The 15,083-nt window shown below is 61.4% G+C and carries 13 protein-coding genes; 10 read left to right on the top strand and 3 right to left on the bottom strand.

Annotated features, from left to right (window positions below):
• From RA20_RS25880 to RA20_RS19875, 6 genes are all read left to right on the top strand, one after another.
• The coding region (locus RA20_RS25880; RefSeq protein WP_039132761.1) for a dihydrodipicolinate synthase family protein at positions 1–641 on the top strand (641 nt) is incomplete at its 5' end.
• Positions 642–705: 64 nt separating this feature from the next.
• A complete protein-coding gene (locus RA20_RS19895) occupies positions 706–1,944 on the top strand; it encodes an NAD(P)/FAD-dependent oxidoreductase (RefSeq protein ID WP_039132759.1) in 1,239 nt (412 codons plus the stop codon).
• Between the two features lie 37 nt (positions 1,945–1,981).
• Positions 1,982–3,460 carry an aldehyde dehydrogenase family protein gene (locus RA20_RS19890; RefSeq protein ID WP_039132757.1) on the top strand — a complete coding sequence of 493 codons (1,479 nt, stop codon included), beginning with the start codon at positions 1,982–1,984 and terminating at the stop codon, positions 3,458–3,460.
• 3 nt (positions 3,461–3,463) lie between these two features.
• Complete coding sequence (locus tag RA20_RS19885) at positions 3,464–4,234, top strand: SDR family NAD(P)-dependent oxidoreductase (protein WP_039132755.1); 771 nt, start codon at positions 3,464–3,466, stop codon at positions 4,232–4,234.
• A 4-nt stretch (positions 4,235–4,238) separates the two neighbouring features.
• A complete protein-coding gene (locus tag RA20_RS19880) occupies positions 4,239–4,994 on the top strand; it encodes an SDR family NAD(P)-dependent oxidoreductase (protein WP_039132754.1) in 756 nt (251 codons plus the stop codon).
• Between the two features lie 12 nt (positions 4,995–5,006).
• Complete coding sequence (locus RA20_RS19875; RefSeq protein WP_039132752.1) at positions 5,007–6,023, top strand: proline racemase family protein; 1,017 nt, start codon at positions 5,007–5,009, stop codon at positions 6,021–6,023.
• A 424-nt stretch (positions 6,024–6,447) separates the two neighbouring features.
• Here RA20_RS19875 and RA20_RS19870 read toward each other — a convergent pair whose 3' ends face one another.
• The gene (locus tag RA20_RS19870) at positions 6,448–7,401 is read right to left on the bottom strand and encodes a LysR family transcriptional regulator (protein ID WP_241482300.1); all 954 of its coding nucleotides are present in this window, start codon (positions 7,399–7,401) and stop codon (positions 6,448–6,450) included.
• Positions 7,402–7,473: 72 nt separating this feature from the next.
• Between RA20_RS19870 and RA20_RS19865 the strand changes: the two genes are divergently transcribed.
• From RA20_RS19865 to RA20_RS19855, 3 genes are all read left to right on the top strand, one after another.
• Positions 7,474–7,938: a nuclear transport factor 2 family protein gene (locus RA20_RS19865; protein ID WP_082018074.1), complete on the top strand. Its 465-nt coding sequence runs from the start codon at positions 7,474–7,476 to the stop codon at positions 7,936–7,938.
• Positions 7,935–8,882 (top strand): alpha/beta hydrolase, encoded by a 948-nt coding sequence (locus RA20_RS24805; protein WP_052249099.1) that lies wholly within the window; start codon positions 7,935–7,937, stop codon positions 8,880–8,882. Before RA20_RS19865 ends, RA20_RS24805 begins: the two co-directional genes overlap by 4 nt.
• Before the next feature lie 168 nt (positions 8,883–9,050).
• Entirely contained in the window at positions 9,051–10,805 is a 1,755-nt protein-coding gene (locus tag RA20_RS19855; RefSeq protein WP_039132750.1) for an adenylate/guanylate cyclase domain-containing protein, read from the top strand.
• A gap of 439 nt (positions 10,806–11,244) precedes the next feature.
• Here RA20_RS19855 and RA20_RS19850 read toward each other — a convergent pair whose 3' ends face one another.
• On the bottom strand, positions 11,245–11,556 hold the full coding sequence (locus RA20_RS19850) for an ETC complex I subunit (RefSeq protein ID WP_039132748.1): 312 nt from the start codon (positions 11,554–11,556) through the stop codon (positions 11,245–11,247).
• Between the two features lie 191 nt (positions 11,557–11,747).
• Between RA20_RS19850 and uvrB the strand changes: the two genes are divergently transcribed.
• Positions 11,748–13,946, top strand: a complete 2,199-nt coding sequence (uvrB, locus tag RA20_RS19845) for an excinuclease ABC subunit UvrB (protein WP_039132746.1) — start codon at positions 11,748–11,750, stop codon at positions 13,944–13,946.
• A gap of 157 nt (positions 13,947–14,103) precedes the next feature.
• On the opposite strand, the gene RA20_RS25530 is transcribed toward uvrB, so the two are convergent.
• On the bottom strand, positions 14,104–15,030 hold the full coding sequence (locus RA20_RS25530; protein ID WP_152618569.1) for a hypothetical protein: 927 nt from the start codon (positions 15,028–15,030) through the stop codon (positions 14,104–14,106).
• Between the last annotated feature and the right edge of the window lie 53 nt (positions 15,031–15,083).

The raw sequence follows: 15,083 nt of genomic DNA, 5'->3' as shown, positions 1-15,083 counted from the left end.
CCCCCGCCACACGCGAAGTGATCGAGCAGACCGCCATGGCCAAGGACATCGGCTATGACAATGTGCTGCTGGCGCCGCCCTTCTACACCCGCCCGACCCAGGAAGAACTGATCAAGCACTATGAGACCGTGCTGGCCGAGGTCGACGTGAACCTGGTGCTCTACTCCTACCCGCTGAAGGACGGCAACGACATCAGCTTCGAACTGATGGACCATTTCGCCGATAACCCACGTGTCATCGGCATCAAGGAAAGCTCCGGCGTGCTGCAGCGCGCGATCGACATCGCCTCGCGCTACGAGGGCAAGATCCAGCTGGTCTCCGGCTCTGACGACATTGCGCTGGACTTCATGTTCTGGGGTGCGGACAGCTGGATCTGCGGCCCGTCCAACTGCATGGCCAAGGCCTGCTGCGACCTGGACCGCACCTACAAGGCGGGCGATCTGGATAAGGCGAAAGAGATGATGAAGACTCTCTACCGCGCCATGAACATCCTGGAATCCGGCAAGTTCGTGCAGAAGATCAAATACGGCTGCGAGCTGCAGGGCCTGCCCGTCGGTGAATGCCGCGCGCCGCTGGGCCCGCTCACGGATCAGGAAAAGGCCGAGTTCCGCACCGCGATGGAACCGATCCTGAACTGGTAACCTCTCTCCCTGACCGGAGGCGGCGCAGATGCGCCGTTTCCGGGCTTTTTAGGACAAGACAGACATGAGCCATATCGTGGTCATCGGCGGCGGCGTTGTCGGTATCGCTTGCGCGCTGGAGCTGCAGGATGACGGCCATCAGGTCACCGTGCTGGAACCCGGCCCCATCGGCGAGGGCGCCAGCTGGGCCTCCTGCGGATCCATCGCCGTCAGCGAAGTGATCCCGCTCTCCAAGCCCGGCATCATGATGAAGGCGCCGGGCTGGCTGCTGGACCCGCTGGGGCCGTTGACCCTGCGCGCCTCATCCGCGCTGGGGGTACTGCCCTGGTTCCTGCGCTTTGCCGCCAACGCCCGGGCCAGCCGGATCAAAGCCATCAGCGAGGACATCTCTGCCCTCACCCTTCCCTCGCTGGCCGATCTGCAGGCCATGCTGGCACGCTACGGCCTGTCCGGCCTGCTGCGCAGCACGCCGGTGATGGAGCTTTACGACAGCCCAGAAGAACTGGCGCATGAGCGCGGCTTCCATGACATGCGCCGCGCGCTCGGCTTCCAGATCGACGAGATCAGCGGGCAGGACGCCAAAGAAATGGAACCCTCCATCGCCGGTGATTTCTCCTGCGCCACCGTGTTCCGCGACTGGCGCTCAGTGGTGGACACCAAACGGTTCGTGACCGAGCTGCACCGTGTTTTCACCGAACGCGGCGGCACGGTGAAACACGCGCGCGCCACCGGTTTCCTGCAAAACGGCAGCGGCGCTGCAGGTGTGCGGACCGAAAGCGGCGAGACCATCACTGGCGACCAATACGTCCTGGCAGCCGGCGCCTGGTCCAAAAATCTGGCCCGCGATCTGGGCGTTTCGATCCAGATGGAAGGCGTCATCGGCTACCAGACCAGCCTCACGGCCCCGGGCGTCGATGTCACCCACGCCATGGTCTACGCCAAGGGCGGCTTTGGCATCACGCCTTATGAAAGCGGGCTGGCCGTCGCAGGCAGCATCGAATTTGCCGGCCTTGACGCCGAGCCGAACTGGAAGCGCGCCGAAATCCTGGTGGAGAAGGCCAAGCGCGTTCTGCCCGGCCTGCGCACCGAACCCGCCCAGCGCCGCATCGGCCGCCGCCCTCTGACGCCTGACACCAAACCCATCATCGGCCCGGCCCCGGGTGCTGCCAACGTGATCCTGGCCACCGGCCACGGCCAGCTCGGCCTCACTCTCTGTGCCACCACCGGCAAGCTCGTGCGCAGCCTCGCTGCCGGACGGCAGCCCAACATCGACATGCACGCCTACAGGGCCGATCGTTTCTAATCATTTGCCGGGCACCGCCCGGCACCGGAGAAAAGACATGCAAAACAAGCTCTTCATCAACGGCGAATGGACCGCCTCCGCATCCGGCGCCCTGTTCGATGTGGTGGACCCTTCGAACCGTGAGACATTCCACCAGGTGGCCCGCGGCAATGCCGCAGACATCGGCGCCGCCGTTCAGGCCGCCCGCGCCGCCTTTGACACCGGCCCCTGGCCCCGCATGACCGGAGCCGAGCGCGCCGCCATCCTGCGCAGGATGGGGGATGAGATCACCCGCCGCACCGACGAGCTGGCGCGTCTGGAAGTCCGCGACAACGGCAAACCCCTGCCCGAGGCCGTCTGGGACATCGAGGACACCGCGGGCTGCTTCCACTTCTACGCCGATCTGGCCGAACGGCTGGACAACCGCAGCGAACAAGACATCGAGCTGCCGATGGCGGAGTTCACCTCAAAGGCGGTGAAGGAACCGGTCGGCGTGGCGGGCGCCATCATCCCCTGGAACTTCCCGATGCTGATGGCCTCCTGGAAGGTCGCCCCGGCCCTCGCTGCGGGCTGTACCATGGTGCTGAAGCCCTCGGAGCTCACCCCGCTCACCGCTTTGGAGCTGGGCAGCATCGCCACCGCCGCAGGCCTGCCCGCGGGTGTCCTCAACATCGTCACCGGTTTCGGCCCAGAGGCCGGGCAGCCGCTCACCGAGCATCCGGGCGTCGACAAGCTCGCCTTCACCGGCTCGGTCCCCACCGGCGCCCGCATCATGGCCACCGCCGCGCAGGAGATCAAAACCGTCAGCCTGGAGCTTGGCGGCAAATCCCCGATGGTGGTTTTTGGCGACGCGGATATCGACGAAGCTGCCGAATGGATCATGTTCGGCATCTTCTGGAACCAGGGCGAGGTCTGCTCCGCCACCTCCCGCGTGCTGATCGAAGAGAGCCTCTATGAACCGCTGCTGGCGCGCCTCGCGGAAGAGGCGCAAAAAATCAAAATCGGCCACGGGCTGGAGGACGGCGTGCTGCTCGGGCCCCTTGTCAGCCAAGGCCAGCACGACAAGGTGCTCGCCGCCATCGCCCGCGGCAAGTCCGAAGGCGCCCGCCTGGTCTGCGGCGGCGGCGTGCCTGCCGGTTTGGAGCACGGCTGCTATGTCGAACCCACGATTTTTGCCGACGTCCCCACCAACGCTTGGATCTGGAATGAGGAGATCTTTGGCCCCGTCGTCTGCATCCGCCCCTTCAAGACCGAAGAGGAAGCCGTCGCGCTCGCCAATGACTCCCGCTTTGGCCTCGGCGCAGCCGTCATGTCGAATGACCTGGAGCGCGCCAACCGCGTTGCCCGCGCCTTCCGGGCCGGGATCGTCTGGGTCAACTGCTCGCAGCCCACCTTCACCGAAGCGCCCTGGGGCGGCTACAAACAGTCCGGCATTGGCCGCGAGCTGGGCGAGTGGGGGCTGAACAACTATCTGGAGACCAAGCAGATCACCACCTACGACCGCTCCAAACCCTGGGGCTGGTATCTGAAAGGCTGAGCCATGGCGCATCTGACAGGTCAAACGCTTACAGGGCAAACCGTGCTGCTGACCGGCGCCACCGGCACCATCGGCGCTGCCATCGCCCGGGAGCTCGCCCGCGAGGGGGGCCGGGTACTGCTGCACTATGGCCGCAACCGCAAAGCCGCTGAGGCTTTGGCAGAGGAGATCGGCAACGGAGCGCTTTGCTTCGCGGCTGATCTAAGCGACCCCGCCGCTCCTTCCCAGCTCTGGGCAGAGGCGGAAACCGCAGCAGGCCGCATCCACGCGCTGATCAACAACGCGGGCATCCTGTCGCCCTCTTCGGTGGATGACCCGCTGGAGCAATGGCAGGACACTTGGGCCCGCGATGTGCAGGTGAACCTGCTCGCCGCTGCCGACCTCTGCCGTGCCGCTATCCCCCATTTCCGCGCCCACGGCGGCGGCAGGATCGTCAACATGGCCTCCCGCGCCGCGCAGGGCGGCTATAGGCCCGAGGCGATGTCCTATGGCGCCACCAAGGCGGCGCTGATCAACCTGACACAAAGCATCGCGGGCGGCTTCGGGTCCGACAACATCACCGCCACCGCCCTGGCCCCGGGCTGGGTCCGCACCAAAATGTCCGAGGCCTACATCGCAGAACATGGAGAAGCAGCGGCTCTGTCGGGCATTCCCATCGGCCGCATGGCCGAACCCTCCGAGATCGCCGAGCTCACCGCCTTTGTCCTGCGCCCGTCGCAATCGTCCCTTTCCGGAGCCGTTCTTGACGTGAACGGCGCCAGCCAGATGAGGTAGCCGCATGAACCGGTTCGAAAACAAAACAGCAATTGTCACTGGCGGCGCCGGCGGCATCGGTGCCGCGATCTGCCGCCGCCTCGCCGCCGAGGGCGCCCTTGTCTGGATCGTAGACACCAACGCCGGAGCCGCCGAGGACCTGGCCGCCGCAATCCGCACAGAGGGCGGCATGGCAGACTGCAGCGCCGTCGACCTGACCGACCCGCACGCCATCCGCAGCTTTGTCTCCGGCCTCACCTCCAAAGGCCACGGCATCGACGTCTTGTGCAACAACGCAGGCCTGATGCGCCGCGGGGCGCTGATGGAGCTCAGCGCCGAGGACTGGAGCCTCTCCTTCCAGGTCAACATCGACGCGCTTTTCCACATGTGCCAGGCGGTGATCCCGGTGATGCAGGCCCAGGGCGGCGGCGCCATCGTCAACACCGCTTCGCAATGGGGGCGGCACCCGGCGCCGGGCCACATCGCCTATAACACCACCAAGGCCGCTGTCGTGGCCTTCACAGAAAACCTCGCCCGCGACTATGCCCCGGACAAGATCCGCGTGAACGCCGTGGCGCCGGGAGAAGTCCGTACCCCAATGCTGGAAAGCAACCTCGCCCGCTCCGGCCGCAGCCTTGCAGACCTCAACGCGCTGGTGCCCTATGGCCGCATCGGCGAGCCTGAGGAGATCGCCGCCCTGATCGCCTTCCTCGCCTCGGACGAGGCAGGGTATCTTTGCGGAGCCACTGTTGAAATCACCGGCGCCCAAGCCGTCGCCTGACAGGAGATCCCCATGCGCTGGACCCGCACCCTGCAAACCGTCGACGTGCATTGCGCCGGTGAAATCGGCCGCGTCGTGACCGGCGGCCTCCTCGGCATCCCCGGCACCACGATGGCGGACAAGCTGGACTACCTGAACACACAGGACGACAGCCTCCGCCGCCTCTTGTGCTCCGAACCGCGCTCGGGACCCGCAGGCTCCGTCGTGCTGCTGCCCCCTGCCACCCCGCCCGAGGCCGACACCGGCTTCATCGTGCTGCAGCCGGACCAGGCCCACGCCATGTCCGGCTCCAACGCCATGTGCGCAGTGACCGCGATCCTGGAGACCGGCATGAAACCCATGCAGGAACCGGAAACCGAAGTGGTCCTCGACACCGCCGCAGGCCTGGTCCGCGCCACAGCCGCCTGCCAGGACGGCAAAGTCACCCGCGTCACTCTCGACATGCCGCCCGCCTTCGTGGCGGCCAAGGACGCGGTGATCAACACCCCGGAGTGGGGCCGTCTCACCTACGACCTCTGCTTCGGCGGCGTGTTCTATGCGCTGGTGGATGCGGACCAGCTGGGACTCTCCATCACGCCGGAAAACGCCCGCAAGCTGGCGATGACCGGCGTTGCACTGCGCAACCTGATCGCCGAACGCACCGAAGTGCTGCATCCAACCACCCCGGCACTCAACGGCCTAGCCTATGTGATGTTCCGCAGCGCCGAGCCGGACGGTGCCATCCGCACCTGCACCACCCTGCGCCCGGGCCGCGCCGACCGTTCTCCCTGCGGCACCGGCTCCAACGCCAACATGGCCGCGCGCCACGCCCGGGGGCTGGTGCAACCCGGCGCGCGGATGCTGACCCGCTCCATCATCGGCGGCGAATTCGCAACCGAATTCCTCGGCGAAACCCGCAGCGGCCCCTTCACCGCAACGCGGAACCGCGTCTCAGGCCAGTGCTGGGTTTATGGCATCAGCCAGATCGGCCTTGATCCCTCCGACCCGTTTCCGCAGGGCTTTACATTGTCTGACACCTGGGGCGGCTGAACCCGCCCTTTTGCCCCGCCCCCGCGGCGGCTGCGGAAGCAGAACAGGCGCCCGTCAAGCGCCTCAGCTACAGATCCCGGCGGGCGGCCGAAGAAGGTTTTTCAAGGTTGCAGGTCTTGATCGAGCCTCCACCGGGCTAAGATCCACCCATTAAAATTTAAACGCTTTCAATATCTTAAACTCTCCATTCCGCACGATTGGCCACCGCAACCACTGTTTCCGCCAAAACAAACAGGCTCTCAGAGCGCCCCTCGAAACGGCAAGATCTGAACTCGCCATTTGCACTCTGGGCGCCGACTGCGTCTGACAGGGAAACCAGAATTTGCGACACCCCCGGGGCTTCATACAGCCGCCGCCCGGGGCGAAGACAAAAGGTCCGGCTGGAAGAAACGAAGGGGATGAAGCTTCATCCTCGGCTGCGACTCTAGGACTGCTGGAACTCAAGGGCAGCAGTCCCGATAGCTGTACTGATAGTATCAATGACTTCTTGCACCGATTTCGGAGCGAGGGTGTCGTAAGCGTGCACTGCGAAGATCGGCTCTGGTTCGTTTTCCGTGGGCGGGCATAACTGCAAGAGATCGCCTGCTTGAAGATACTTGAAGACAGAAATGTTCGGCAGCAGTGCGACTCCCAGGCCTTCCCGTGCAAAGGAAACCAGTGCTTCAATTGTGTTGCTGCGGAGATTTGGGGTGAAACGCACTACGGAGGATTTGTCGCAGCCCGCGACCGGAATGCTGTGCGCGACTGTTAAAGGTTCGCGCATGTGTGCCAAGTAGGGGAGTGATTGAACCCATTGGCAATAGGCCGGGTCTGCGGCCGCAGGGGCTTCAGACATCAGGGCGGGCGAGACACAAAGAACATCGCATATTTCGCCTATCCGCCGTGCGCGCAAGCTGCTGTCCGGCAGGTGTCCGACGGTTATCGCTACATCGATCCCTTCTGAAATGAGATCGAGCCTTTTGTCCTCGGCTATGACAACTGGCTCAAGCCGGGGAAACCGTTGCTTCAGCCGGAGCATTGCAGGGGCGATAACCGGGCCGATGAACGCATGCGGAGCGGTGATTTTCAGGGGGCCGGCCGGCTCAGCGCCAAACACTTCCATTTCTGTTTCCGCCCTTTGGGACAATGCAAGCAACCCTTTGCAATACTGATAGTATTTCTTTCCCGCGGGTGTCAGAGCAAACTGGCGCGTCGTCCGGTTTGCCAGCTTCACGTCAAGCCGCTCTTCAAGCCTTTTGAGGTTTTGGCTCACTGCAGACTTGGCAATTCCAAGATCCTCCGCTGCCCGCGAGATGGATCCGGTTTCAACGATAGCAACAAAACTAAGCGGGAGTGGTGACAGCATCTTCAGTTCTCTGATTGTGAACAATGATTTCACATTAAGCCTGTTTTTCAAACAGTGTAAGGCGCGCATTCTCTTCCAAGAACTGCAAATCAAGGAGAAACTCTCATGACGCCCATCCGATCCGTAGCCGCGGCAGCAATTGCATTTGCCGCCATGACCGCCCAGGCACCGGCTCAGGAGGCCGAGGCCCGCGCCGCGAACGAGTATGAGCTGAGCCTGGCCGTCGCCTCCGCCAGCCGCGCGTGGCGGGAGGCTTTCAATGCCGGTGACGCCGCTGCTGCAGCGGCTATGTACGAAGAAGATGCCGTCATGGTTGCCAAACCTTTCGGCAGATTTGAAGGCCGTGAGGCCATCGAAGAGTTCTGGGAAAACATTATCGAACAGGGGTTCGATGACGTGGTCTATTTCAACACAACAACAACTGTTGTGGACAAAACCTTGACCGCGGCGCGTGTTTCAGCGGACTGGGAGATGAACAATGCCCGGGGTATCATCACCAACGAACTGTGGGTGTTGCAGGCTGATGGCACGGCGCGTCTTCGTGAAGACCATTTTGAAGTTAAAGAATGACATTCATTGCAGACGCCACGCGTGCAAAAAAGGCGCCTGCAGCCGCTGCCGGGATGCCGTTCAGAAACACCGCGGGGCAAACCGGAACTGCGGCTGCAGCCACCGGCAACCAGGAGCAATGGCAAGTGTCCGATACCGACAGTCAATTTGACCTCCGCAGGCGGCATCCCTTTGCCCGATTCCACTTGCTGGCAAACGCGGTTCAAAGCCAGGTTGCACGCTGCCGCCTCAGATGTTCCCTGGACGTCAGCTATGGCAGCACTGCAGGTCAGAAACTTGATATTTTCCCGGCCCAAACCAGCAAGGCACCGGTATTCCTGTTCATCCATGGCGGCTACTTCCGCGCGCTGGACAAAAGCCAGTACCGCTACGTTGCAAGCCGGATGGTCAGGCAGGGTTACACTGTTGTGCTCGTTAACTACGACCTTGCGCCAACGGTGCGGGTGGCGGAGATCATCCGCCAGGTTCTGGCATCGTTTCACTGGGTGCGGGAAAACATCCCGGAGTGGAATGGCGATCCGGAACGGATAATGCTGTGCGGGCATTCTGTGGGTGCCTTCCTGGCCGCACGGATACTGGAAGAGGAGCGGCCCGGCAGCAGCGGCATCCGCAAGGCAGCGCTGCTGAGCGGGCTCTTTGACCTTGAGCCGATGAAGCGGTCCTTTTTGAACCGCGACTTGCATCTGAGTGACGCGGACGCAGCAAACCTGAACCCACGCGCAGAGGCAATAACTGAGCGCCCGGATATCCTTGTGGCAGTTGGAAGCCGTGAAACGGGTCAATTCATCTCTCAGTCGAAAGACTACAGCCGCCGGCTTGCAAATGCCGGTATCCGCAACCGGCTGATGGTTTTGCCAAGGATCAACCACTATTCGATGTCCCGCCTGCTTGCCAGCAGGCGCAACCCGGTCATGGACTGGATATCAGGCAGCTCTCACTCTTGACCTAGGGTGCCAGCTCTCGGTTGTTTTCAGTTTGCCGAGCAAACGGGCCGGACGCAGAACTGCCGGATTGAAGGCCGGGGCCAGTTTTCTGCGCAGCCTGATCCTCCCTCCGTTGCACCCTCCGCAGGGGGCGGCATTTTAGGTTGAAAAGGTGACCCTGCAATCTAAGTGCAGCGGGAAAGCGGGGGCATTGCGATCAGAAAGCTGACAACCATAATCGCTGCGGACCTGGTGGCTTATTCAAGGCTGGTAGCTGCCGATGAGGAGGGCGTGATAGCCCGGCTGCAAGCGGTTTGGAGTGAAGTCGTGAGACCGCAGGTCCGTCAAAACAGCGGGCGGGTTGTCAAAACGATGGGCGATGGCTTCCTGGCCGAGTTCCAGTCGCCTGTCGAGGCAATGCGCTGTGCGCTGTCCATACAGAAGGCCATGGGCAACCGGGAACCCGAACGCGAAGAGCAGGAACGGCTGTGCTTTAGGATTGGCGTGCATTTGGGGGATGTGGTTGTTTTGGGCCAGGATATCTATGGCGATGCTGTCAATGTTGCCTCACGCCTGGAGTCAATTGCACCTGCAGGCGGCATTTGCCTGTCGCGAACCGCACGGGAACAGGTGAAGGGCCGGATTGATGTCCCGCTCAAATCTATCGGCAAAGTACCGGTCAAGAACCTTCCAGATCCGGTGGATGCTTGGGTGTTTGGCGCGGGAACAGCAGTAGCAGCGCAAAAGCCCGAGGCACTGCCAGCCGTAGTGGTCCTGCCCTTCGATGATATCGGCGTTGCAGATGAGTATTTTGCGGATGGTGTGGTGGACGAGATCACTTCGGCTTTGTCCAGCGTCAGCGACATTTCCGTCATCGCGCGGCAGTCAGCCTTCACGTACAAAGGCCGGGTCGTGGAGATCCGCAAGGTCGGCCGGGATCTTGGGGCCCGCTATGTTGTGACAGGCGCTATCCGGCGTGCGGGCTCCAGGGTTAGAATTTCGGTGCAGCTTGCCTCGGCGCTCACTGGCGCGAACCTTTGGGCGCAGCGCTATGACGATAATCTCGAAGATCTCTTCGACCTGCAGGACCGGATTGCCTCACATGTTGCCGGGGCTATTTCCCCGTCCATCCGGGCGTCCGAAATTGCTGCCGCACGCGCTGTCGCCCCCTTGGACCGGCATGCCTATGAGCTCTACATGAGCGCCTTTCCGCATTTTTGGAAGCACCGGCGGCAGGAAAACGAGCGCGCAATTGAATTGCTGACGTCAGCAATGGAGCAAGGCGGAGAAAACATCCGGGCGCAAGCCTTGAGGGCCTGGGCCTATGCACAGCAAGCCACGTATATGTGGAGCGAGACACCTCTGCTTTCGCGCCAAAGCGCCCAGAGAGACGCCGAAGCGGCAGCACTCTCGGCTGATGACCATGCCCCGTCCCTTGTCGCAATTGCAGCTGCGTTGGGTATGACCGGGCTGGAGCATGAGCGTGCCGCTCAGATGCTGGAAAGGGCGCTTTATCTTGACCCAAACTCTGCCTGGGGCTGGATGCGGCTGGGGTGGAACCATATCTACCGGGAGGAAGTTGAAGCTGGTCTCGCTGCATTCGACCGGGCGGAAGAACTCAGCCCCCGGGACCCGTTCCTGTTCAACATCCAGTTTGGCAGGGGATACGCAATGGGGCTCGCTGGTGAGTTTGGCAAAGCAATTCACTTTGTGAAGTCCGGTCTGACAGCTGGTCCCGGTGTCACTTGGGCCTATCGTGATCTTGCTAGTTTTTGCGCTAATGCGGGCCTTCAAACGGAGGCCGACGAAGCCGTGGAAGCGCTCATGCTTGCTTACCCGGGGCTCACCATCAAACGCGTGATCGACAGCATGCCGCCAGCTACCCACGCTCGGCATCAAGGCTTTCTGGACGGCCTGCGGCGGGCAGGTGTTCCCCAGGCATGAATAGTGTTTCTTGTGCCTCGCCGAATGCCCCCCCTCGGACTGTAAAGCTGAAGTAATGACCGCGGCACATGGATCAGCAAGGAGGGCAGAGCTCTTTCAACTCAAAGGCCTTGATGCTGCATTGACCAGAATACCCGCGGCTGTCTACGGCAAACGGCTTTGAGTCATTTTGTCCAGCGCCGGCTTTCTGCGCGTCACTCTAACGTTTCACTGCTGCAGAAAGCGGTTGCCGCCCCTGGCCGGGCATGAATTTGCTCAGCCCCCGAATATGCATGCACAGCAAAACGAAGGAGGCTGTTCTCTGTTTCCGCAATGCAGCCGGCCTCTGCCAAAATGCTCTAACCCAGTTAAAGAAAAGGCGCCCGCCGGGCGCCCTATTTGCAGATCCTGGTGAGAACCCGTGCCGAAACGGTGGGAACCCGTGGAAGACTTACAAAGATCAATGCGTCCAGGGACCGCGGCGGTTGGTTGCAAAGTTTTCACCGTAGCCGCCCGCGCGGATGTTGGCCTTGCGCACCTTCGGCTCCACCACCTGGGCATCGATGCCGTGGTCCTTGGCGTATTCCAGCGCCGCTTCCTTGCTGTCAAAACGCAGCTTGACCTGGCTCTGGGTGTCGCCGGAGGAGGTCCAGCCCATCAGCGGATCCACCTCGCGGGCCGCGGCCGGCGCGTATTCCAGAACCCACTTCCGCGTCTTGGCCATGCCAGAGGTCATGGCGTTGCGGGCTGGCCGGTAAATCCGCGCTTGCATGGGCAGTCTCCTGATGAGTCTCGAACTTGCGCATTTATGCGCTGGATGCGCCGCTGCGGCAAGGTGGCAAATGCCGCGCATTTCTTGCGTTTTGCGCTGTTGCCACAGGCATTTGCCCGCCACGGCGCCGAATGCCCCTTGAACAAGAACAAAAACAGACCAAAATCAGCGCCGTCCCAAGGAGTCGCCCGATGCCCTATGCCCATTCCGACAAATCCATGCCGATGATGACCCAGCGCGCGCCGCAGCAGCGGCCCAAGCTGGAAGGCGGCAAGAGCTTTGTCATGAACACCACCTTTGATCCGGCCGGCGATCAGCCCACCGCGATCGAGGAACTGTCGCAGGGCGTCCTGGACGGCGAACGCAACCAGGTCCTGCTGGGGGCGACCGGCACCGGCAAGACCTTCACCATGGCCAAGGTGATCGAGGCCACCCAGCGCCCGGCGATCATCCTGGCGCCCAACAAAACGCTGGCGGCCCAATTGTACGGTGAATTCAAAGGGTTCTTCCCGGAGAACTCGGTCGAATACTTCGTCTCCTTCTACGACTACTACCAGCCCGAGGCCTATGTGCCGCGCTCCGACACCTATATCGAGAAGGAAAGCCAGATCAACGAGCAGATCGACCGGATGCGCCACTCAGCGACCCGTGCCCTGCTCGAACGCGACGACGTGATCATCATCGCATCTGTCTCCTGCATCTACGGCATCGGCTCGGTCGAGACCTACTCAGCGATGACCCAGGATTTGAAAGCGGGCGAGATGTACGACCAGCGCCAGATCATGGCCGATCTGGTCGCCCAGCAATACAAGCGCAACGACCAGGCCTTTCAGCGCGGCTCCTTCCGGGTCCGCGGCGACACGCTGGAAATCTTCCCCGCCCACCTGGAGGACCGCGCCTGGAAGCTGTCCTTCTTCGGGGAGGAGCTGGAGGCGATCACCGAGTTCGACCCTTTGACCGGTGAAAAGACCGGCACCTTTGACCAGATCCGCGTCTATGCAAACTCCCACTACGTGACGCCCAAGCCAACGCTGAACCAGGCCGTGGTCTCGATCAAGCAGGAGCTGAAACAGCGCCTCGAGGGCCTTGTCGGCGACGGCAAACTGCTGGAGGCGCAGCGGCTGGAGCAGCGCACCAACTTCGACCTGGAAATGCTGGAGGCCACCGGCCACTGCAACGGCATCGAAAACTACTCCCGCTACCTCACGGGCCGCGCGCCGGGTGAGCCGCCCCCCACCCTGTTCGAATTCATCCCTGACAACGCCATTGTTTTTGCAGATGAATCCCACGTCTCGGTGCCGCAGATCGGCGGCATGTACCGCGGCGACCATAGGCGCAAGTTCACCCTTGCCGAACACGGCTTCCGCCTGCCGTCGTGCATGGACAACCGCCCGCTGAAGTTCGAGGAATGGGACGCCATGCGCCCGCAGTCGGTCTTTGTCTCCGCCACCCCGGCGGCCTGGGAGATCGAGCAATCCGGCGGCGTCTTTGCCGAACAGGTGATCCGCCCCACCGGCCTCTTGGACCCGGAGGTTGAAATTCGCCCCGTCGATATGCAGGTGGACGATCTCCTCGACGAGGTCCGCAAGGTCACCGCCAACGGCTTCCGCACCCTGGTCACCACGCTGACCAAACGCATGGCCGAGGACCTGACGGAATACCTGCACGAACAGGGCATCAAGGTCCGCTACATGCACTCGGACATCGACACGCTGGAACGCATCGAGATCCTGCGCGACCTGCGCCTTGGCGCTTTTGACGTGCTCATTGGCATCAACCTCCTGCGCGAAGGCCTCGACATCCCCGAATGCGGGCTGGTCGCCATTCTCGACGCCGACAAGGAGGGCTTCCTGCGCTCCGAAACCTCGCTGATCCAGACCATCGGCCGCGCCGCCCGCAACGCCGACGGCCGCGTCATCATGTATGCCGACAAGATCACCGGCTCGATGGAGCGCGCCATCGGTGAAACCAACCGCCGCCGCGAAAAGCAGATCGCCTATAACCTCGAACACGGCATCACCCCGGAAACGGTGAAGAAAAACGTCGAGGACGTTCTGGCTGGCCTCTACGAGGGCGACGTCGACATGAACCGCGTCACCGCCACCGTCGACAAGCCGATGCATGGCGCCAACCTGGAGGCGCACCTGAACGGCCTGCGCGACGAGATGCGCAAGGCGGCGGAGAACCTGGAGTTCGAGGAAGCCGCCCGCCTGCGCGACGAGGTCAAACGGCTGGAGGCCGTCGACCTCGCCATCTCCGACGACCCGCTGGCGCGGCAATCGGCGGTGGAGGCGGCGTCCGAGGCCGCCGTCAAATCGCGGGGAAGGTCAACGGCAGGCAAGGCCGGGACAAGGGCCTACCGGGGGAAGTCGCAGAAGAAGTTTTCGTGAGGGTATGGAATTCAAAAGATGGCAATATTATCCCTAGATAGCTGAGAACCTTTTCGCACGATATGTTCTATGAGTGCACCCTAGCGGTATCTGTAAACGAGCCCAGTCAACACAGATCCCCAAAAAAGCACTGAATCACTCAGCCAGACATCGAAAATTACTGTAAAAAATCTGAAAACGTAGACTTTAACAGTGCGTCAAGCTTGCTCATCTCCAACAAAGTTTCTCGGCAAGGGCAATTGGTAAAGAAGTCTGCCGATACGCGAGACGGGTTTCTTTGCACTTGGACGTAGCAATCAAAGCCAACAAACCGGCTTGGCTTGTAATTACACTGAAAAAGAACTTCATGCTCAGAAATGACTGCTCCCGCAAAAGGAACCACAATATCTAGATACCCAAATGTCCGATCCTCGCTATGATAGTATCTCGCCCCCGGCAAGTTTGGGTCATTGTTGCCTTGCGATTTCGGCAACCTAAGCTGAGGTTCCTTCCCATCTGAACCTAGAAACGGATTTGCAGTTTTTTGGGTAGATGAACCTAGACTTGCGTCAGCACGTCCTTCCTGAAATGCCTGCCCCCCGAGATTTCCGTCAACACTCAAAGATTTGTAAACTACATTCGCGCGTGCCTCAGGGAAGACAAATACAACATTTGACACATTGAAACTTTCTGAACTACGCCGTTCTCTCATGTAGTCCAAAGCCTTCTCAATGGCTTCCCTTGCTCCAGGGAAAGAGGGCGCAAAAAAGTGACCACTGACCTTGGCTTGATCATATGGTTGCTGGTCCCCCAGAAAGACAACAGTGGGCTTACCTGCAACCCGCCTCCGCAGCACTCCAATCATTGCCGCCGGATTTGCGTCAAATCCTGCTTTTGTTACCACACTAGCCATTTCCGCGTCAGTGACAGGCGGAACTACAATAGCCCAGCCAACCCTTTCAGGCAGTTGCAGATTGCCCTCCTGGAGCGGAACCTCCACGATTTCCGCCTTCACGCTTCCGAAACTCAGCACAGCTAGAGCCAAGATGACGAACACAATAGAGTGCAGAAAAATCACGCCATTCCCCTTGAGAAAAGAAAACAAAGTAACATCCTGCTAACAAACAAAGTTTCGCAGTGAAACTCCCTTTCCTTTAC

This window comes from Leisingera sp. ANG-Vp, from assembly GCF_000813725.1.
GTDB lineage: Bacteria > Pseudomonadota > Alphaproteobacteria > Rhodobacterales > Rhodobacteraceae > Leisingera.
Note: the sequence above shows the minus strand (reverse complement) of the source record. Positions and strands in the feature narration are given on the sequence as shown.

Bases quoted from the DNA above. Each gene is read 5' to 3' on its own strand.
- RA20_RS19875 (WP_039132752.1), top strand. From the start codon at position 5,007: ATGCGCTGGACCCGCACCCTGCAAACCGTCGACGTGCATTGCGCCGGT.
- RA20_RS19890 (WP_039132757.1), top strand. From the start codon at position 1,982: ATGCAAAACAAGCTCTTCATCAACGGCGAATGGACCGCCTCCGCATCC.
- RA20_RS24805 (WP_052249099.1), top strand. From the start codon at position 7,935: ATGACATTCATTGCAGACGCCACGCGTGCAAAAAAGGCGCCTGCAGCC.
- RA20_RS19895 (WP_039132759.1), top strand. From the start codon at position 706: ATGAGCCATATCGTGGTCATCGGCGGCGGCGTTGTCGGTATCGCTTGC.
- uvrB (WP_039132746.1), top strand. From the start codon at position 11,748: ATGCCCTATGCCCATTCCGACAAATCCATGCCGATGATGACCCAGCGC.
- RA20_RS19880 (WP_039132754.1), top strand. From the start codon at position 4,239: ATGAACCGGTTCGAAAACAAAACAGCAATTGTCACTGGCGGCGCCGGC.
- RA20_RS19865 (WP_082018074.1), top strand. From the start codon at position 7,474: ATGACGCCCATCCGATCCGTAGCCGCGGCAGCAATTGCATTTGCCGCC.
- RA20_RS19850 (WP_039132748.1), bottom strand. From the start codon at position 11,556: ATGCAAGCGCGGATTTACCGGCCAGCCCGCAACGCCATGACCTCTGGC.
- RA20_RS19885 (WP_039132755.1), top strand. From the start codon at position 3,464: ATGGCGCATCTGACAGGTCAAACGCTTACAGGGCAAACCGTGCTGCTG.